The organism is Pseudomonas sp. N-1-13 (assembly GCF_057787095.1).
Genome location: NZ_JBYNRI010000001.1, coordinates 5,704,251 through 5,725,298 on the forward strand (window position 1 = coordinate 5,704,251; position 21,048 = coordinate 5,725,298).

Below are 21,048 nucleotides of genomic sequence, written 5' to 3' on the forward strand. Positions count from 1 at the left end.
AAGCCAAAATATTGACGTCATGAAGCGTCAAAACAACCTTATTTAGCGAAGCAAGAGCGTCCAGACCGGCGCAGCCAGAGGCTGTTCGGTACATGGAAGTCTACTGAACGTGGCACCCGGAGAGTCTTCAATGAGCAGTGTTATTGCCGTCGTCAAAAGCATTGTTGGTCAGGTTTTCGTCGTATCCCCCGAAGGCATCCGGCGTGTGCTCATTGAAGGTGACCGCCTGTCCACAGGCGATCAATTGGACACCGGCGCTGCTGGCGCCGTTACATTGGAACTGGCCGATGGGCGCACGCTGGACCTGGGTCGCGACACCCAGTGGAGCGCCAGTGCCCCGGACTCCTCCACCGATCTCGCCCAGGCCACAGCCCAGGCTGCGCCGTCGGTAGAAGAATTGCAGCAGGCCATTGCCGCCGGCGTCGACCCGACGACCGCCCTTGAAGCCACCGCCGCTGGCGCCACTGCTGCAGGTACGGGTGGGGCCGCCGGTGGCGGCCACAGCGTTGTGATGCTGGATGCCACCGCTGGCAGCGTCGACCCGACCATCGGGTTCCCGACTGAGGGTTTGAGCGCAGCCGCGGCCGCTGACGATGACATCACCGGCGGCGACACCGACGCCGATACCACTGCCAACGCGGTGCTTGATTCGACGTTGACCCTGAGCGCCACCCCGACCCTGACCGAGGCCGGCGGCGTGCTGGTCTACACCGCGACCGTCACCCAGGCGCCTCAGACCAACCTGATCGTGACCTTGTCCAACGGCGCAGTGATCGTGATTCCCGCCGGGCAACTGACCGGCAGCGTCAACGTCCCCCTGGCGCCGAACGACACTGTCTATAACGACCCTAGCCAGATCAGCGTCACGGTCACCGGCACTACTGGCGGCACCGGCATTGCCGTGACCTTGCCCACCACACCGGCAGTGACCCAGATCACCGACACCGTGGACACCACCACCGTCACTTTGACGGCCGGCAACACCGTCACCGAAGGCGGCCAGATCACCTACACCGCCACCCTGACCAACCCGGCCCAGACGCCAGTGACCGTAACCTTGAGCAATGGCTCGGTCATCACCATCGCTGCGGGCCAGACCACCGGCACCGTCAACGTCGACACCCCGGCCAATGACGTCTACAACAACGGCAGCACCGTCAGCACCACTATTACCGGTGCCACGGGCGGCAACTTTGAAAACCTGGTGCCGAGCACCACGCCTGCCGTGACGACGATCACCGATTCGGTGGACGCTACCGGCCTGACCTTGACCGCCAGCAACACCGTTACCGAAGGCGGCCAGATCACCTACACCGCCACCCTGACCAACTCGGCCCAGACGCCGGTGACCGTGACCTTGAGCAATGGCTCGGTCATCACCATCGCCGCCGGACAAACCACCGGCACCGTCAACGTCGACACCCCGGCCAATGACGTCTACAACAACGGCAGCACCGTCAGCACCACTATTACCGGTGCCACGGGCGGCAACTTTGAAAACCTGGTGCCGAGCACCACGCCTGCCGTGACGACGATCACCGATTCGGTGGACGCTACCGGCCTGACCTTGACCGCCAGCAACACCGTTACCGAAGGCGGCCAGATCACCTACACCGCAACGCTGACCAACCCGGCCCAGACGCCGGTGACCGTGACCTTGAGCAATGGCTCGGTCATTACCATCGCCGCCGGACAAACCACCGGCACCGTCAATGTCGATACCCCGGCCAACGACGTCTACAACAACGGCAGCACCGTCAGCACCACTATTAGCGGTGCGACTGGCGGCAACTTTGAAAACCTGGTGCCGAGCACCACGCCTGCCGTGACGACGATCACCGATTCCGTGGACGCCACCGGCCTGACTTTGACCGCCAGCGATACCATCACTGAAGGCGGCCAGATCACCTACACCGCGACCCTGACCAACCCGGCCCAGACGCCGGTGACCGTGACCTTGAGCAATGGCTCGGTCATCACCATCGCCGCCGGGCAAACCACCGGCTCCGTCAACGTCGATACCCCGGCCAACGACGTCTACAACAATGGCAGCACCGTCAGCACCACCATTACCGGCGCCACGGGCGGCAACTTTGAAAACCTGGTGCCAAGCACTACACCTGCCGTGACGACGATTACCGACTCGGTGGACGCCACCGGCCTGAGTTTGTCAGCTTCCACTGAAGTGGCCGAAGGCGGTTCGATTGTCTACACCGCGACCCTGACCAACCCCGCTGGCACTCCGGTCACCGTGACACTGAGCAACGGCGCTGTAATCAACATCGCTGCTGGTGCCACCACTGGCACTGTGACCGTCGATGCGCCGACTGACGATGTCTACAAAGACGCAGGCAAGGTTGAAGTCAGCATCGATAACGCCACCGGCGGCAACTTCGAGAACCTCGTTCCGAGCACGACTCCGGCCGTAACTGATGTCACCGACACCATCGATACGTCGACTGTCAGCCTGACCGCGACTTCCTCCGTGGCTGAAGGCGGCACCGTGGTTTACACCGCTTCGGTCAACGCCCCGGTCACCGGCGCTCCGTTGGTCGTAACGTTGAGCAGCGGCCAGAGCATCACCATTCCAGTCGGTTCCAGCAGCGGTTCGGTCAACTTCGTGACCCAGAACGATGCCCTTGCCGGCGGCGACAACCTGAGCGTCAAGATTGATGATGCTCAGGGCGGCAACTACGAAAAACTGGACATCGACGCGACTCCCGCTGATACCACCGTTACCGATGTGCAGGACACGACTGGCCTGACACTCTCGGCCACTGACACCATTGCCGAAGGCGGTTCGATTGTTTACACCGCGACCCTGACCAACGCCGCTGGTTCGCCAGTCACCGTGACCCTGAGCAACGGCGCCGTGATCAACATCGCCGCTGGCGCCACCACCGGCACTGTGACCGTCGATGCACCAAAAGACGACGTCTACAAAGACGCCGGCAAGGTCGAAGTCAACATCGATAACGCCACGGGCGGCAACTTCGAAAACCTGGTACCGAGCACGACTCCGGCAGTGACTGATGTCACTGATACCATCGACACCAGCACCGTTTCGCTGACCGCGACCTCGACTGTGGCCGAAGGCGGCACCGTGGTTTACACCGCCTCGGTCAACGCACCGGTCACCGGCGCTCCGCTGGTGATCAACCTGTCGAACGGCCAGAGCATCACCATTCCAGTCGGTTCCAGCAGCGGTTCGGTCAACTTCGTGACCCAGAACGATGCCCTTGCTGGCGGCGACAACCTGAGCGTCAAGATTGATGATGCCCAGGGCGGCAACTACGAAAAACTGGACATCGACGCCACTCCGGCTGACACCACCGTTACCGATGTGCAGGACACCACTGGCCTGAGCCTGAGCGCTACCGATTCGGTTGCCGAAGGTGGTTCGATCGTTTACACCGCGACATTGACCAATGCCGCTGGCTCGCCAGTGACGGTGACCTTGAGCAACGGCGCTGTAATCAACATCGCTGCCGGCGCCACCACCGGCACCGTGACCGTCGATGCGCCAAAAGACGACGTCTACAAAGACGCCGGCAAAGTCGAAGTCAGCATCGATAACGCAACGGGCGGTAACTTCGAGAACCTCGTTCCGAGCACGACTCCGGCCGTGACTGATGTCACCGATACCATCGACACCAGCACCGTTTCGCTCACTGCGACCGCGAATGTGGCTGAAGGCGGTACTGTCGTTTACACAGCTTCGGTCAACGCCCCGGTCACTGGCGCTCCGCTGGTGATCACCCTGTCGAACGGTCAGAGCATTACCATTCCAGTCGGCTCCAGCTCCGGCTCGGTCAACTTCGTTACCCAGAACGATGCTTTGTCAGGTGGTGATTCGCTGAGCGTCAAGATCGACGATGCCCAGGGCGGTAACTACGAAAAACTGGACATCGACGCCACTCCAGCGGACACCACCGTTACGGACGTGCAGGACACGACCGGCCTGACGCTCTCGGCCACTGACACTGTTGCTGAAGGCGGTTCGATTGTTTACACCGCAACCCTGACCAACCCCGCTGGCACTCCGGTCACCGTGACCTTGAGCAACGGCGCGGTAATCAACATCGCTGCTGGCGCCACCACTGGCACGGTCACTGTCGATGCACCAAAAGACGACGTCTACAAAGACGCCGGCAAGGTCGAAGTCAGCATCGATAACGCCACTGGCGGTAGCTTCGAGAACCTCGTTCCGAGCACGACTCCGGCAGTGACAGATGTCACCGATACCATCGACACGTCGACTGTCAGCCTGACCGCGACTTCCTCCGTGGCTGAAGGCGGCACCGTGGTTTACACCGCTTCGGTCAACGCACCGGTGACCGGCGCTCCGTTGGTCATCACCCTGTCGAACGGCCAGAGCATCACCATCCCGGTTGGCTCCAGCAGCGGTTCGGTCAACTTCGTTACACCAAACGACGCCCTTGCTGGCGGCGACAACCTGAGCGTCAAGATTGATGATGCTCAGGGCGGCAACTACGAAAAACTGGACATCGACGCCACTCCAGCGGACACGACTGTCACTGACGTGCAGGACACCACCGGCCTGAGCCTGAGCGCTACCGACTCGGTTGCCGAAGGTGGTTCGATTGTTTACACGGCAACCCTGACCAACCCCGCTGGTACTCCGGTCACCGTGACACTGAGCAACGGCGCGGTAATCAACATCGCTGCCGGCGCCACAACTGGTACCGTCACCGTCGATGCTCCAAAAGACGACGTCTACAAAGACGCCGGCAAGGTCGAAGTCAGCATCGATAACGCCACCGGTGGCAACTTCGAGAATTTGGTGCCAAGCACCACGCCAGCCGTCACCGACGTGACCGACACCATTGATACCAGCACGGTTTCGCTCACCGCGACCGCAAATGTGGCCGAAGGCGGAACCGTGGTTTACACCGCCTCGGTCAACGCACCGGTCACCGGCGCTCCGCTGGTGATCACCCTGTCGAACGGCCAGAGCATCACCATTCCAGTCGGTTCCAGCAGCGGTTCGGTCAACTTCGTGACCCAGAACGACGCCCTTGCTGGCGGCGATAACCTGAGCGTGAAGATCGACGATGCCCAGGGCGGTAACTACGAAAAACTGGACATCGATGCCACTCCAGCGGACACCACCGTTACCGACGTACAGGACACCACCGGTCTGAGCCTGAGCGCTACCGATTCGGTTGCCGAAGGTGGTTCGATCGTTTACACCGCCACATTGACCAACGCCGCTGGCTCGCCAGTCACCGTAACCCTGAGCAATGGCGCCGTAATCAACATCGCTGCCGGCGCCACCACCGGCACCGTCACTGTCGATGCGCCAAAAGACGACGTCTACAAAGACGCCGGCAAGGTCGAAGTCAGCATCGACAACGCCACCGGCGGTAGCTTCGAGAACCTCGTTCCGAGCACGACTCCGGCAGTGACTGATGTCACCGACACCATTGATACTTCGACCGTCAGCCTGACCGCGACTTCCTCCGTAGCTGAAGGCGGCACCGTGGTTTACACCGCTTCGGTCAACGCCCCGGTCACCGGCGCTCCGTTGGTCGTAACGTTGAGCAACGGCCAAAGCATCACCATCCCGGTTGGCTCCAGCAGTGGTTCGGTCAACTTCGTGACCCAGAACGATGCCCTTGCTGGCGGCGACAACCTGAGCGTCAAGATTGATGACGCCCAGGGCGGCAACTACGAAAAACTGGACATCGATGCCACTCCAGCGGACACCACCGTTACCGACGTACAGGACACGACTGGCCTGACGCTCTCGGCCACTGACACTGTTGCCGAAGGTGGTTCGATTGTTTACACCGCGACCCTGACCAACGCCGCTGGTTCGCCAGTCACCGTGACCCTGAGCAACGGCGCCGTGATCAACATCGCCGCTGGCGCCACCACCGGCACTGTGACCGTCGATGCACCAAAAGACGACGTCTACAAAGACGCCGGCAAGGTCGAAGTCAACATCGATAACGCCACGGGCGGCAACTTCGAAAACCTGGTACCGAGCACGACTCCGGCAGTGACTGATGTCACTGATACCATCGACACCAGCACCGTTTCGCTGACCGCGACCTCGACTGTGGCCGAAGGCGGCACCGTGGTTTACACCGCCTCGGTCAACGCACCGGTCACCGGCGCTCCGCTGGTGATCAACCTGTCGAACGGCCAGAGCATCACCATTCCAGTCGGTTCCAGCAGCGGTTCGGTCAACTTCGTGACCCAGAACGATGCCCTTGCTGGCGGCGACAACCTGAGCGTCAAGATTGATGATGCCCAGGGCGGCAACTACGAAAAACTGGACATCGACGCCACTCCGGCTGACACCACCGTTACCGATGTGCAGGACACCACTGGCCTGAGCCTGAGCGCTACCGATTCGGTTGCCGAAGGTGGTTCGATCGTTTACACCGCGACATTGACCAATGCCGCTGGCTCGCCAGTGACGGTGACCTTGAGCAACGGCGCTGTAATCAACATCGCTGCCGGCGCCACCACCGGCACCGTGACCGTCGATGCGCCAAAAGACGACGTCTACAAAGACGCCGGCAAGGTTGAAGTCAGCATCGACAACGCCACCGGCGGTAGCTTCGAGAACCTCGTTCCGAGCACGACTCCGGCAGTGACTGATGTCACCGACACCATTGATACTTCGACCGTCAGCCTGACCGCGACTTCCTCCGTAGCTGAAGGCGGCACCGTGGTTTACACCGCTTCGGTCAACGCCCCGGTCACCGGCGCTCCGTTGGTCGTAACGTTGAGCAACGGCCAAAGCATCACCATCCCGGTTGGCTCCAGCAGTGGTTCGGTCAACTTCGTGACCCAGAACGATGCCCTTGCTGGCGGCGACAACCTGAGCGTCAAGATTGATGACGCCCAGGGCGGCAACTACGAAAAACTGGACATCGATGCCACTCCAGCGGACACCACCGTTACCGACGTACAGGACACGACTGGCCTGACGCTCTCGGCCACTGACACTGTTGCCGAAGGTGGTTCGATTGTTTACACCGCGACCCTGACCAACGCCGCTGGTTCGCCAGTCACCGTGACCCTGAGCAACGGCGCCGTGATCAACATCGCCGCTGGCGCCACCACCGGCACTGTGACCGTCGATGCACCAAAAGACGACGTCTACAAAGACGCCGGCAAGGTCGAAGTCAACATCGATAACGCCACGGGCGGCAACTTCGAAAACCTGGTACCGAGCACGACTCCGGCAGTGACTGATGTCACTGATACCATCGACACCAGCACCGTTTCGCTGACCGCGACCTCGACTGTGGCCGAAGGCGGCACCGTGGTTTACACCGCCTCGGTCAACGCACCGGTCACCGGCGCTCCGCTGGTGATCAACCTGTCGAACGGCCAGAGCATCACCATTCCAGTCGGTTCCAGCAGCGGTTCGGTCAACTTCGTGACCCAGAACGATGCCCTTGCTGGCGGCGACAACCTGAGCGTCAAGATTGATGATGCCCAGGGCGGCAACTACGAAAAATTGGACATCGACGCCACTCCGGCTGACACCACCGTTACCGATGTGCAGGACACCACTGGCCTGAGCCTGAGCGCTACCGATTCGGTTGCCGAAGGTGGTTCGATCGTTTACACCGCGACATTGACCAATGCCGCTGGCTCGCCAGTGACGGTGACCTTGAGCAACGGCGCTGTAATCAACATCGCTGCCGGCGCCACCACCGGCACCGTGACCGTCGATGCGCCAAAAGACGACGTCTACAAAGACGCCGGCAAGGTTGAAGTCAGCATCGACAACGCCACCGGCGGTAGCTTCGAGAACCTCGTTCCGAGCACGACTCCGGCAGTGACTGATGTCACCGACACCATTGATACTTCGACCGTCAGCCTGACCGCGACTTCCTCCGTAGCTGAAGGCGGCACCGTGGTTTACACCGCTTCGGTTAACGCCCCGGTGACCGGCGCTCCGCTGGTGATCACCCTGTCGAATGGTCAAAGCATCACCATCCCGGTTGGCTCCAGCAGCGGTTCGGTCAACTTCGTGACCCAGAACGACGCCCTTGCTGGCGGCGACAACCTGAGCGTGAAGATCGACGATGCCCAGGGCGGTAACTACGAAAAACTGGACATCGACGCCACTCCAGCGGACACCACCGTTACGGACGTGCAGGACACCACCGGCCTGAGCCTGAGCGCTACCGACTCGGTTACCGAAGGTGGTTCGATTGTTTACACGGCAACCCTGACCAACCCCGCTGGTACTCCGGTCACCGTGACACTGAGCAACGGCGCGGTAATCAACATCGCTGCCGGCGCTACCACTGGCACAGTAACTGTCGATGCGCCAAAAGACGACGTCTACAAAGACGCCGGCAAAGTCGAAGTCAGCATCGATAACGCCACGGGAGGTAGCTTCGAGAACCTCGTTCCGAGCACGACTCCGGCAGTGACTGATGTCACCGATACCATCGACACGTCGACTGTCAGCCTGACCGCGACTTCCTCCGTGGCTGAAGGCGGCACCGTGGTTTACACCGCTTCGGTCAACGCCCCGGTAACGGGCGCTCCTTTGGTCGTCACCCTGTCGAACGGTCAAAGCATCACCATCCCAGTTGGCTCCAGCAGCGGTTCGGTCAACTTCGTGACCCAGAACGACGCCCTTGCTGGCGGCGACAACCTGAGCGTGAAGATCGACGATGCCCAGGGCGGTAACTACGAAAAACTGGACATCGACGCCACTCCAGCGGACACCACCGTTACCGATGTGCAGGACTCGACCGGCCTGAGCCTGAGCGCCACCGATTCGGTTGCTGAAGGCGGTCAGATCACCTACACCGCAACCCTGACCAACGCTGCTGGTACTCCGGTCACCGTGACACTGAGCAACGGCGCTGTAATCAACATCGCTGCCGGCGCCACCACCGGCACGGTCACTGTCGATGCGCCAAAAGACGACGTCTACAAAGACGCCGGCAAGGTCGAAGTCAGCATCGACAACGCCACCGGCGGTAACTTCGAAAACCTGGTACCGAGCACCACGCCAGCCGTCACCGACGTGACCGACACCGTCGACAACACCATCGTCAGCATCACCGGCAGCACCTCGGTCACCGAAGGCCAGGCCGCGACGTACACCGTGAGCCTGACGAACCCGGCGCAAACCGAAGTGACGCTCAAGATCGTCTACAGCGGTACCGCCGCCGACGGTACGGACTTCACCGGCGTCTACACCGTGAAGATTCCGGCCAATGCCACCAGCGCCACTTTCAACGTGGCGACGCTGGACGACAAGATCACCGAAGGTACCGAAAACTTCGTGGTCAAGATCGACTCGGCCACCGGCGGCAACTTCGAAAACCTGGCCGTCAGCGGCACCAACGGCAGCGTCAGTACCTCGATCATCGACAACGATGCACCGCCGGTACTGGACCTGGATGCCAACAACTCCAGCGGCAAGACCGGCGCCGATTACCAGGTGACCTTCACCGAAGGCACCACCGGTCCGGGCGTGTCCATCGGCGACACCGACCTGAAAATCACCGACCCGGACAGCACGATGCTGACCGGCGCCACCATCGTGCTGACCAACCGTCAGCCCGGCGATGCGCTGAACCTGGGTAACAGCGTCAACGGCATCAGCATCAACGCCAACAGCACCAACGGCACGGTCACCCTGACCCTGTCGGGCAATGCGACGCTGGCCGACTACATGCAGCAAATCAAGAACATCAGCTTTACCAACAGCAGCGACGACCCGAGCACCGTGCCGCGCATCATCACCGTGACGGTGACCGACGGCACAAACTACTCCAACACGGCCACCACCACCGTGAACGTGGTCGGGGTCAACGATGCGCCGGTCGCAACCGGCGGCGCGGTGACCGGTACCGAAGACACCTCGTTGATTCTTGGCTGGTCGACCTTTGGTGTCAGCGATGTGGACAGTTCGGCATCCAGCCTTGGGGTAAAAATCACCGGACTGCCCGCTGACGGCATGTTGCAGTACCTGGACGGTGCAACGTGGAAGGACGTGGCCAACAACCAGACCTTCACCAAGGCCGACATCGACGCCGGCAAACTGCGCTTCACACCGGATACCCATGAGTCCGGCGCCAACGGCAACGCGAACGGCGTGGGCGATCAGAAATCCGATTACGCGCAGATCAAGTTCCAGCCAACCGACGGTCAGGCGCTGGGCACTACCGGCACCGTGAAGATCGACATCACGCCGGTCGCTGACGCACCGACCCTCAACGTAGCCGGGAACGCCGTGACCTCCACTGGCCTGGTCAAGGAAGTCTGGACCGGTCTGTCGGGCCTGGGCACCGATGGCAGCGGCGCGCCGTCCGGTACGCTGAAGTCGGTGATCGATGCCGCCGGAACCCCCAACAGCAGCACCACCGTGAACAACGTGCAGTCCGACAGCAACGTGAATCCGGGCACCGCATCGAAAACCTCGGGCCTGATTTTCCTCGAAGCTGGCAAGACCTACACCTTCAGCGGTACCGGCGATGACAGCCTGTTGGTGACCATCGGTGGCAAGGATGTCGCGGGCATCACCTGGGGAGCGGGCGGCAAGCTCAATGGCTCGTTCACCCCGACCACCAGCGGCTACTACACCCTGGACATCTACCACCACAACCAGACCGGCCCGGGCAGCTATGACGTGAACCTGTCGGTCAACGGCAGCACCCCGACCGACCTGAGCAGTGCCGGCGTGCCGCTGTACACCGGCGTGGCTGATCTGGTGAATGCGGGCGTGACTGTTTCGGACCTGCACGGCACCAATGGTGAAGGCTACTACGACGGCTTCAAGCTCAACGAAGGCGCCGAAGGCGGCAGTGTGAACCTGTCGAAGATCACCACGGCGCTGACCGATACCGACGGCTCCGAAAGCCTGAGCGTGAAAATCGGCGGGATCCCGGAAGGCAGCGTGCTGAGCGACGGTGCCGGCCACACGGCGACCGTGGGCAGCAATGGCGAGGCCTCGGTCACCGGCTGGAATCTGGGCAGCCTGACCCTGACGCCACCGACCTACTACAACGGCCAGTTCAACCTGACCGTAACCTCGACTTCCACCGAAGCCCTCGGCGGCTCGGCAACCACCACGGCGCAGATACCGGTCACGGTTCATCCGGCGGTCTACAACTCCGCCACGGCCACCTCTGGCAGTGACAACGTCACCGGCACCGACGGCAACGACATTGTGGTCGCCGACATCGGCGGGCTGACCGTCGTGCCAGGCGTCAACTACAACATCGCCTTCATGGTCGACAGCTCCGGCAGCATGAGCGCAGCGTCCGTCACAGCCGCCAAGGACTCGTTGACGTCGGTGTTCAACACCCTCAAGCAGAGCATGGGCGGCAACTCCGGGACGGTGAACATTTTCCTGGCAGACTTCGACAGCCAGGTGAATAAAACCGTATCGGTCAACCTCAAGGATCCGAACGCACTCGCGCTGCTCAAAAGTGTGCTGGATTCAATGGTGTCCGGCGGCGGTACCAACTACGAGGACGTGTTCAAGACCACGGCCAACTGGTTCAAGAGCAGCGAAGCCCTGAGCAACACCGGCGCGACCAACCTGACGTACTTCATCACCGACGGCCAGCCGACCTATTATCAGTCCGGCGAGCAGACGAACCCGACCTTGTATGGCGACGTGAAGCTCGACAGCCTGATTACCACGACCAACTACAAGCTGGGCCAGACGTTCAGCGCCGAGCTCGACAGCACGCATCGCGTTCAGGTCGACGCATCCGGCAATCTCACCCTGCTCACCTGGAAAAAATCCTGGGGCGGTTACTGGAGCAGTGAGGAATTGGGCACATTGCGCGCCCAGGGCGACGGCACCTATGAGTTGTCGTACCGCGACGGCACCGGCAGCAGTACCGGCTCGACCACCACCAGCAACTCCCTGAGCGCTTTCGCGCTGTTGAGTTCGGTATCTGGCGTGGAAGCCATCGGCCTGAACAAAGGTGTGACGCTGGATGACCTGAAGGACTACGACTCGGACAAGACTCCGCAGACCAACATCGATCCCAAGAACCTGGCCGACTCCATCATCGGACACACCGAGGCGACCCTGCCGGGCGCTGACACAGTCAACGGGGCAGACGGCAACGACATCCTGTTCGGCGACCTGGTGAGCTTCAATGGCATCGCCGGCGAAGGTTATCAGTCCATTCAGGCCTTCGTGGCCCAGCAGAGCGGTGTGGAAGTCAGCAAAGTCACCACCAGCAACGTGCACCAGTACATCACCGAGCACTACAACGCTTTCGATGTGTCCGGTGCCAACGATGGCAATGACACACTGCTGGGCGGTGCCGGTAATGACATCATCTTCGGCCAGGGCGGCAACGACCTGCTCAACGGCGGCAAGGGCAATGACATCCTGCTCGGCGGCAAAGGCAACGACACGCTGATCGGCGGCCAGGGCAATGACACCCTGATCGGTGGCCTGGGTGGCGACACCTTTGTCTGGAAGTCCGGCGACACCGGCACCGACGTGATCAAGGACTTCAAGGCCAGCGAAGGTGACCGGATCGACCTGCGGGATCTGTTGCAGGGCGAAACCGGCAGCACCATCGACAACTTCCTGAAGATCAGCACGGTCGATGGCGTGTCGTCGCTGCAGGTCAGCACCTCCGGCAAGTTCAACGCGGGCGACGCCGCAGCGGCCACCCCTGATGTGACGATCAAGCTGGAAGGTAACAACTGGTCGAACATCAACCTGAACTCGTTGATCGCCGGCAGTGATCCGACCATCAAGGTCGATCACAACAACAGCTGACCGTGGCTTAACGGCCGCCCTTAGGGGCGGTCGTACCGGGCTGCACCCAGGATGACGATTTTGTCGCCACCCTCCATACTCGCGCACAGTTGGCCTATGCTGCCCAGCATGACGCCGCTTCATACATGAGGGATGCCCGATGTTTTATGTGCAACGCGATGCACAAGGCCTGCTGATGCGCGTGGAAGCCACCGCTTATGCGGAGGCCACCGAAACCCTGCCGGCCGACAGCCACGAAATCCAGGACTGGTTCGCCAACCAGGCGGTAGAAAACAGCCTCAAGCAGCTCAAGCAGAGCGACTTGGAAATGATCCGGGTACTCGACGACTTGATTCAGGTGCTGACCAGCAAAGGCGTCATCCGCGTCACCGACCTGCCCCCCGCGGCCCAGGCCAAGCTGATGGACCGCAACCAGGCCCGGGAAGCCTTGGGCGGGTTGAGCCGGTTGATCGATGATGATGAGAAAGGGTTGATCTAAGCCTGGTTCATCGGTGTCGGGGCTGCCCTCATCGCGAGCAGGCTCGCTCCCACAGGGGGATGGGGCAAGTCGCAGATATTGCCGTCACGCAGTTCTTATGTGGGAGCGGGCTTGCTCGCGAAAGCGGTGGGTCAGTTTGCGATGATGTTGGATGTGCCGACGCCTTCGCGAGCAAGCCCGCTCCCACAATTGGATTTGTGTCAGGGCGCAATTTTCCATTCGCCAACAGGCCTCTTGTGGGAGCGAGCCTGCTCGCGATGGCCATCTTCAATCCGCCACAGGCCTGTCAGTTCGACGTTTGAACCTCAAGCCGATCCATCGCCCGCTCCACCAACAAATGCACCCCGTCGGCCATTCGGCTGATCGCCAGGATCACGCTGCGGCGCGAGCCGTCGACGTCATCAGCCAGGTCGGCGGCGATGGCGCTGATGGACAGCAGGTCTTCGGAGGCATTGGCCAGTAAGGTTTCGGTGTCGATGTTCGGGGATACGATGAAGAGCTGGCCTGCTTGGGCCTCGTCGACGGGTTTGGGTTTGAGATAGTAGTCGAGAGCGCGCTCGGCGGCTTCGTCGAGTTTTTTTGCTTGCAGGGTTTCGACTCGGGATTTGGATGAGGGCTGTGGAGGGTTAGGCGTAGCTTTGAACATGGTTTGGGCTTCCTATTCAATTCAGAGCCGCCCTGGCTCGCTTGCACGCGATGAAGGGTGGCAGCTATGTGCGAGTGTGCAAGACCGAGTAAGACAACGCCCAAAAACCTCGGCAGACCCGAAGGTCTCCCGCACACAGCTGCCATAAAACATGAGCACGAATGCACGATAAGTGGCTGGTGATATTGTTGGGCGTCTTTCTAACCGGCTTGCACGCCGGTGTCACCGTTTTTTCAGTGACAAACCCAGACTAGCCACGGGGCAGACGCCGGACAAGTTCACCAAGTTCGCCACAACTCGAAGGAAATCTCCTAGGACCTGACTTTTAGAGGGGGTGTATATCCGTTTCTGCGGTAACGGCTACTGGCGGTTCCGCTCTTACAGCGGGTCACTTTTGGAAGAGCGCCAAAAGTAACCAAAAACGCTTTGCCCCACCACTCGGCACCTCGCTTAGGCTCGGTGTGCCCGAACGAAGGCATTGCTCCGGGGGCCGCCGCGAAGGGCCATCCATGGCCCAGCGCGGCTACCTCGGCATCCATGCCGAGGTGCCCCCTACGCAATGCCTGCGTTCGGCCAGCGTGGTTAACGGGGCGTCCCAGATCAAAAGCTTGGCGAGGCGGCCTGACAGCCGACCTGTTTTCTGATGACCGCGTTCATCCTGTGGGAGCAAAGCTTGCTCGCGATGGCGGTGGTTCAGTTGATGAAGATGTTGGATGTGTCGGCCTCATCGCGAACAAGTTTTGCTCCCACAAATCCTGCTCAAACTGGTCTGATGGTGCACACCCGCAAGAGCAGGTCGGCTATAAGGCCGCCTCGCGAGCAAGCTTTGCTCCCACAGGTCCTGCTCAAACAAGTCTGATTGGTGTACACCCGCCAAAGCCAGGCCGGCTGTCAGGCCGCCTCGCTTTTGATTTTGATCTGGGGGCCCCGTTAACCACGCTGGCTGAACGCAGGTATTGTGGAGTGGGCATCCCGGCATGGATGCCGGGATAGCCGCGCTGGGCCATGGATGGCCCTTCGCGGCGGGCCCACGGAGCAATGCCTGCGTTCGGGCATGCCGAGCCTAGGCGAGGCACCGAGTGGTGGGGCAAGACCTTTTGGTTACTTTTGGGGCGTTTGCCAAAAGTGACCCGCCGTAAGGGCGGAACCATAAGCCGCCGTTACCGCAGCAATGGATATGTACTCAGTCAGAAGAATACAAGGCCGTCTCACCCCCAACGCCGAGGCTCCCCAACCAACTGCCCCTGCACCCCAAACAACCCCATCTCCCGAATCACCGCCAACTCCCCCTCCGTCTCAACCCGCTCGGCAATCAACGGCAAGTCAATACTGTGAGCAGCGCGCTGGATCGCTTCAATAAACAGGCGCTTGTCACTCTCCTGATCAATGGCACGGATATAGCTGCCATCGATCTTCAGATAAGCCAACCCCAACCGCGACAAGTTGCCAATCATGCTGAACCGCCCACCAAAACGCTGCAGACTCAGGGAGAAACCAAGCTCACGCAGGTGCCGAGTCAACTCCTCCAGCACCGCTTGCTCCGGCAGTTGCTCTTCACCAATCTCCAGGGTCAAGCGCGGCCCAAGGTTGGAATGCGCCCGCAGGATCTCAAAGACCTTGTTCAGCGCCTGCGGATCGGCCAACGTCGCCGAAGACAGGTTCAACGCCAGGGACTGGTCATGCCCGGCCATTTGCTTGAGCACCTGTTCGAGCATCAAACGATCCAGACGCGCGGTCCAACCGAAGCGCTCCAGCCATGGCAAAAAACGCCCGGCGGGGATGGTCTGGCCCTGCTCGTCCAGCAGCCGTGACAGCACTTTGTAATGCAGCACCACCTGGGTGTCCTGGGCGGCCACCACCGGCTGGAAGTACAGCTCGAAGCGCTGATTGCTCAAGGCCTGGTCGAGCAGATTGTGCCAGGCATGATGATCGTCACCGACGCTGGCCGAGGCGCTGTGGTCCAGGCAGGCCCAACCCGGTTCGCCCTGGCTTTCGGCCTGGGCAAGGGCCTGGTCGCCGAGCTGGAGCACGGCTTGCGGCGAGTCGCCATGGACGAATGGAGCCAGTCCGATGGAGGCCACCGAAGCCACATCGGTCGCACCGGTGGCATGCAGGCTGGCCAAGGCGCTTTCGAGGTTCTGCGCCAGTTGCAGCGCTTCCTCGCGCACCAGCCCCGGCGCCAGCACGGCGAACTCCCCACCGCGGATGCGCGTCACCATGTTGTGGGTTTCAGGGTAGCGGGCGCATTCACGCTGTAATTGTTCGCCCACGGCCTTGAGCAACTGGTCGGTGCGCTGCCCGCCCAGCCGCTGGTTCAACCCGGCCAGGTCCTTGACCCGCAGCAACAGCAGATAACCGGAACTGGCCTGCTCGGGGTTGCTCACCCGGGCGTGGAGCTGCATTTCGAAATACCGCCGGTTGGCCAGTCCCGTGAGATTGTCCTGGTAAGACTCGACCCGCAGTTTTTCGCTACGCTCGGCCTGCTCCTGAAACAGCGCCTTGAGCTTCTCGACCATCTGGTTCATCGCCTGCACCACCCGGCGCAGTTCGGGCGTGCGCGGCAGCTCCGGCAGGCTCAGGAACTCGCGACGGGCGATGGCATGGGACTGGTGCACCATGTAATCCAGCGGCTTGAGCTGACGACGCAGCAGCAAGGCCCCCAGCACCGCGCTCACCGCGCCGCACAGCAGCAGCCAGCCCAGGCTGCCCAATGCGCTCTGCCACAGCTTGGCGAGGGCGAACATCGGGTGGCTGACCACTTCGACCCGCGCCGCCTGTTCCCAGCCACGGCTAACAATCGCATCGCCACCGGCCGGCTCCAGGCCGATGAGCTTGATGAACCATTGCGGCACGTTGCCGGCGTCGGGCGTGCCGGTACGCTCGACGAGGGTTTGGTCGGTGGCGACATCGACCACACGGATGGTTGCGTAATAGCCGCTGTCGAAAATCGAACTGACCATCAGCTCCACCATCGCCGGGTCGTCGATGTTCGGCGTCAGGGACAGCGCCAGCGCCGTGGCCGCGTCCTGGGCGTGGGAGCGCAACTGGTTGACGTACTGGGCCCGCGAGCTTTCCAGACTGACCATGAAGCTGCCGCTGAAGGCAACCACCAGGAACAGACAGATAGCGATCAACAGCTGTTTGAACAAGGACATCTGAGCGCGCGCTCCTAGTTAGTCGTCTCGACCGGAAAACCTTCGGCCTGCATTTTTTTCAACACATCCTGCCACCGGGACAGGCGCTTGGTGTCACCCACTTTCTTGTTGCCCTTGGCGCCTGGCAGCCACAATCCCTCGGCATTGAAAGAGTAGACCGGCAACAGATCGGTCCGCTGGCTGGCCGGCAGGATGCCGTCGATCAGGCTGTCGAGTACCAGCGGCATGGCATCGGGGGTTGCGTAGTAAGTGAGCACCATGTGCGCACGGTTCTGCCGCAACGCCTTGACGTAAGTGATGCGCAGCTTGTCACTGGACACCCCCAGACGACGCAGGCTGAAGTACTTGGCAATGGCGTAGTCCTCGCAATCCCCGGCCCCTTTCCACAAGGCCTGGATCGGGGTCTCCCAGTAATCGACCTGACGCCACAAGTCGATGTCTTCGACGTAGCGCACCCGTTTGTTGAAAAACAGGTTCACCACCTTGAGCTGCTCAAGCTCCGGCGTCTGCTTCTGGGTCGCCAACAATTGCTGCCAGGCATCGATCCGTTGCTGCCCTTCGCCCAACGGCCCATATAACGCTTGCGCCCGCCGGCTGATCTGCGCAAAGTCCCAGTCAGCCTGCAGGCCGCCCAGCATGAGGCCGGCCAGCAACAATGCCGAACACAGCCAGCGCAAGGACCTGGGAACAGGGAAAGGTGCAGCCAAGGGAAATACGTCCAAAAAGGGCCGTGGGAAATGCGTTGGATGGTGAAGCCTGGCCCGGCAAAAGACAATGGCAAGGTGCGATCACCACGAGCAGACTAAACTTTAGTTCAGGAACCGGGGCCGCGAGGTTTTGACGGCTTGGCAATCTGTAACTACTGTTGGCTTGGATCCAATTTTTGTTACTACCAGTCAGGGTGCGTTGTCGTGACACAGAAGCCCAAACCGCTAAGCACTATCCAGGTCAACGGGCCCATTCCCGCTGCCCAGGCCCGCTCAATCATCGAAGAATCCCTGCGCGAGGCCATACTCGACGGGCGCCTGCCCTGCGGCACCGCCCTGCGCCAGCAGGAACTGGCCGACCTGTTCGGCGTCAGCCGCATGCCGGTACGCGAGGCCTTGCGCCAGCTCGAGGCGCAATCACTGCTCAATGTGGTTCAGCACAAAGGCGCCGTGGTAGCCCCGTTGATCACCAACAATGCGATCGAAACGTACGCCCTGCGTTCGGTCCTTGAATCTTTCGCATTGCGCCTGTCCATTCCCCTCCTCGATGCCGAGGACCTGGCCATGGCCGCCCATTACATCGAGCAACTGGAAGCCCAGACCGACCACGCTGAAATCGGCAGGCTCAACCGGCTGTTTCACATGTCGCTTTATCACAAGGCACCCAACAGCAAACTGCTGGACCTGATCGAGCGCGAGCTCAATGAGGAAGAACGCTTCTTGCGCTTCCATCTGTCGTCCATGGGCTTGGGCAAACTGACCCAGGACGATCATCGCGCGCTGCTGGAGGCCGCTACGGCGCAGGACATCGACAGAGCGGTTGCCCTGCTGGAGCTGCATCTGGAAAAAGCCTGCGTCACCATCCGTCGCTATCTGGAACAACAACCAAGCCGTTGACCTGCCCTCCGCGCCCCGAGGGGCGCATCACTTTCTTACACATCCCTCCTACACGGTTTCTCGCCCGCCCGACGAGGCCGCAGCGTAGCCGCGCCCTGTCGCCCCCATCAGTTCAATGGCACTGCCATCGATTTGGGCCCACTCTTGCGTTTGTCGATTAAAAAACAGACCTGAAGAAGTCAGCGCCTGGCCGCAGCCAGGCGAATCGAAGCCAACACGCAAGGAGCACCGCCCAACCGGCGGGATGATCGGAAGTCCGTCCGATGTCCCCCCCATAAAACAACAACTTCTTATTTCCCTGTCCCCTGAAGTGCTCCGAGTGAGGCATTCACTCAACTTCTTCGATTCTGATACTTCTCTATCGGAAGGAGCGGCTTCGCCTGAATAAAACTTATATTAAAAGTTTTAATACCCCTCTTCGCGCCCAATAAATAACCCCATTTAAATAATTAAAAAAACACTTGCCGCTTACTTGTTCGGCGTATTAGCTTTTTATCCGTCGAGTTGTTATCGACCGCTTACATTTATGGCTTGGGCCTGAAAAACCTTGCCCGCACGCCATGAATGCGCAGTTAAGACGAGCACTTCAATACTTTCGAAACTTATGGACTCCGGTTCAGGAACCCGCTCGTTTTTATTAAAGCCCGGGTGACTTTTCCGAACAAACATCATTGATGAGGACGTTCCGATGCAGCCAACCAAAGAACAACTATCTCTGAAAAAACACGCCCTTGGCCAACACCCGGTTTTTTCTGAAATAACATCAATCGATCTGCTGCGCCGCTTTATGCAAAGCCATGTTTTTGCCGTGTGGGATTTCATGTCACTGACCAAACGGCTACAACGGGAGCTGACCTGTGTCCACTTGCCCTGGTTACCGCCGGCCGACCCACACGCTGCACGTTTGATCAACGAAATCGTCCTGGGCGAGGAGTCGGATGACCGCCCCGGAGCCGGCTATTGCAGCCATTTCGAACTGTACCTGGACGCCATGCGCGAGGTTGGCGCCGATACTCGCGCCATTGAGCAGTTCATCACCTTGCAACAGGAAGGCGTCAGTCCCGAAACAGCCTTGGAGAGCGTCGAAGTGGAGCCGGCGGCGGCCCGGTTCGTCCGCCAGACACTGCAAACGGCGCTGCACGCACCGGCCCACAGCGTGGCCGCCGCCTTCGTGCATGGCCGCGAGAGCGTCATCCCGCAGATGTTCCAGCGCATGCTGGACGCTTGGGGCATCGGCCTGGATCAGGCGCCGACGTTTCGTTATTACCTGCAGCGGCACATCGAAGTGGATTCCGAGGACCACGGCCCGGCAGCGGAAAAACTCTTGGCCCGGCTGATCGATGGCGACCCGCAGCGCGAAACCGAGGTGCTGGCCGCTGCACTCGCCGCCGTCCAAAGCCGCACCGCGCTGTGGGACGGGTTACGCCAGAGCATGGCCCAACCGCTTGCGCAGGTGGCGCCATGAACGCCGTCGAATATCAATCCTTCGCCGACGCCTGGGAAAGCCGCGCGACCATCCGCACCCGGCCACGGCGCCGGGTCGAAGACGACGACAAGTTGATCTTCCCCATGAGCCGTCAGCCCCTGGTGCACAGCCAGACCTTCCTCAGCCACTGCCCGCAACTGCGCGATTTTGTGCTGGTCCAGAGCCTCTACAAGTTCATCAACGATGTGGTGATCTTCGAGACCGAACTGGTGGACCACACTGCCCGGCGCATTGCCAAGAACAGCTTCGGCATCGAGTTCCCGTTCGCCTGCCGCTACGACGCGATGACGGTGGTTGTGGACGAGGATTATCACGCACTGGTGGCGATGGACTTCATGCAGCAGACCATCGACATGACTGGCATTGCGCCGATCCCGTTGCCCGATCAGATCGAGCTCAGCCGCGCCATCCCGGCGACGCTGGCCCAGGCACCGGAGCATCTGCGCAGCGCCGTGGAGTTGATCTGCATCGCCATCGCCGAGAACACCGTGACCAACGAGGTGGCAGCCTTCGCCCGGGATGATTCGGTCAAGGCGTCGATCAAGGGCCTGATGGCCGACCACTTGCTGGATGAGGGACGGCACTCCGGATTCTGGACGCGCCTGGTGCAAATCTACTGGCGCAGCGCGCCCGAAGCTGACCGCGATGCGATTGCGCGACTGATGCCCGGCTTCATCAGCCAGTACCTGGCGAGCGATCTGCAACAGGCGTTCGATTTCCAGCTGATCGCACACCTGCCCGTCGACGAATCGGTGCGCCAGTCACTGCGCGAAGAGGCCAGTGCGCTGGCGTATCCCATCAATCGTTTTCACCCGTTGGTGGGCAATATCACGCGCTTTTTTCGCAGCAGCTCGATGCTGGCGTCCCCCTGCGTGCGTGACGCCCTGGCCGACTACCTGACCCCATGAGG

Annotated in this window: 8 protein-coding genes; 5 read left to right on the forward strand and 3 right to left on the reverse strand. The window is 60.9% G+C overall.

Annotated features, from left to right (window positions below):
* Window positions 1-130 precede the first annotated feature (130 nt).
* Together AC3I65_RS25555 and AC3I65_RS25560 are read left to right on the forward strand one after the other, a co-directional pair.
* On the forward strand, window positions 131-12,769 hold the full coding sequence (locus AC3I65_RS25555; protein WP_488524269.1) for a retention module-containing protein: 12,639 nt from the start codon (window positions 131-133) through the stop codon (window positions 12,767-12,769).
* 139 nt (window positions 12,770-12,908) lie between these two features.
* Complete coding sequence (locus tag AC3I65_RS25560) at window positions 12,909-13,247, forward strand: tryptophan synthase subunit beta (protein WP_281459720.1); 339 nt, start codon at window positions 12,909-12,911, stop codon at window positions 13,245-13,247.
* A 286-nt stretch (window positions 13,248-13,533) separates the two neighbouring features.
* Here the strand turns inward: AC3I65_RS25560 and AC3I65_RS25565 are convergent, their stop codons facing one another.
* The 3 genes from AC3I65_RS25565 to lapG all read right to left on the reverse strand — a co-directional run bounded on the left by AC3I65_RS25565 (window position 13,534) and on the right by lapG (window position 17,686).
* Entirely contained in the window at window positions 13,534-13,893 is a 360-nt protein-coding gene (locus tag AC3I65_RS25565; RefSeq protein ID WP_047230544.1) for a DUF6124 family protein, read from the reverse strand.
* A gap of 1,208 nt (window positions 13,894-15,101) precedes the next feature.
* Window positions 15,102-17,048 carry a cyclic di-GMP receptor LapD gene (gene lapD / locus AC3I65_RS25570; protein WP_047230504.1) on the reverse strand — a complete coding sequence of 649 codons (1,947 nt, stop codon included), beginning with the start codon at window positions 17,046-17,048 and terminating at the stop codon, window positions 15,102-15,104.
* A gap of 14 nt (window positions 17,049-17,062) precedes the next feature.
* Window positions 17,063-17,686, reverse strand: coding sequence for a cysteine protease LapG (gene lapG, locus AC3I65_RS25575; RefSeq protein WP_370695181.1), 624 nt, complete (start codon window positions 17,684-17,686; stop codon window positions 17,063-17,065).
* Window positions 17,687-17,959: 273 nt separating this feature from the next.
* Between lapG and AC3I65_RS25580 the strand changes: the two genes are divergently transcribed.
* The 3 genes from AC3I65_RS25580 to AC3I65_RS25590 all read left to right on the forward strand — a co-directional run bounded on the left by AC3I65_RS25580 (window position 17,960) and on the right by AC3I65_RS25590 (window position 21,046).
* Complete coding sequence (locus AC3I65_RS25580) at window positions 17,960-18,652, forward strand: GntR family transcriptional regulator (RefSeq protein WP_107321456.1); 693 nt, start codon at window positions 17,960-17,962, stop codon at window positions 18,650-18,652.
* A 688-nt stretch (window positions 18,653-19,340) separates the two neighbouring features.
* Window positions 19,341-20,117 carry a DUF3050 domain-containing protein gene (locus AC3I65_RS25585; RefSeq protein WP_076383235.1) on the forward strand — a complete coding sequence of 259 codons (777 nt, stop codon included), beginning with the start codon at window positions 19,341-19,343 and terminating at the stop codon, window positions 20,115-20,117.
* Window positions 20,114-21,046: a diiron oxygenase gene (locus AC3I65_RS25590; protein ID WP_047230508.1), complete on the forward strand. Its 933-nt coding sequence runs from the start codon at window positions 20,114-20,116 to the stop codon at window positions 21,044-21,046. Before AC3I65_RS25585 ends, AC3I65_RS25590 begins: the two co-directional genes overlap by 4 nt.
* Window positions 21,047-21,048 lie beyond the last annotated feature (2 nt).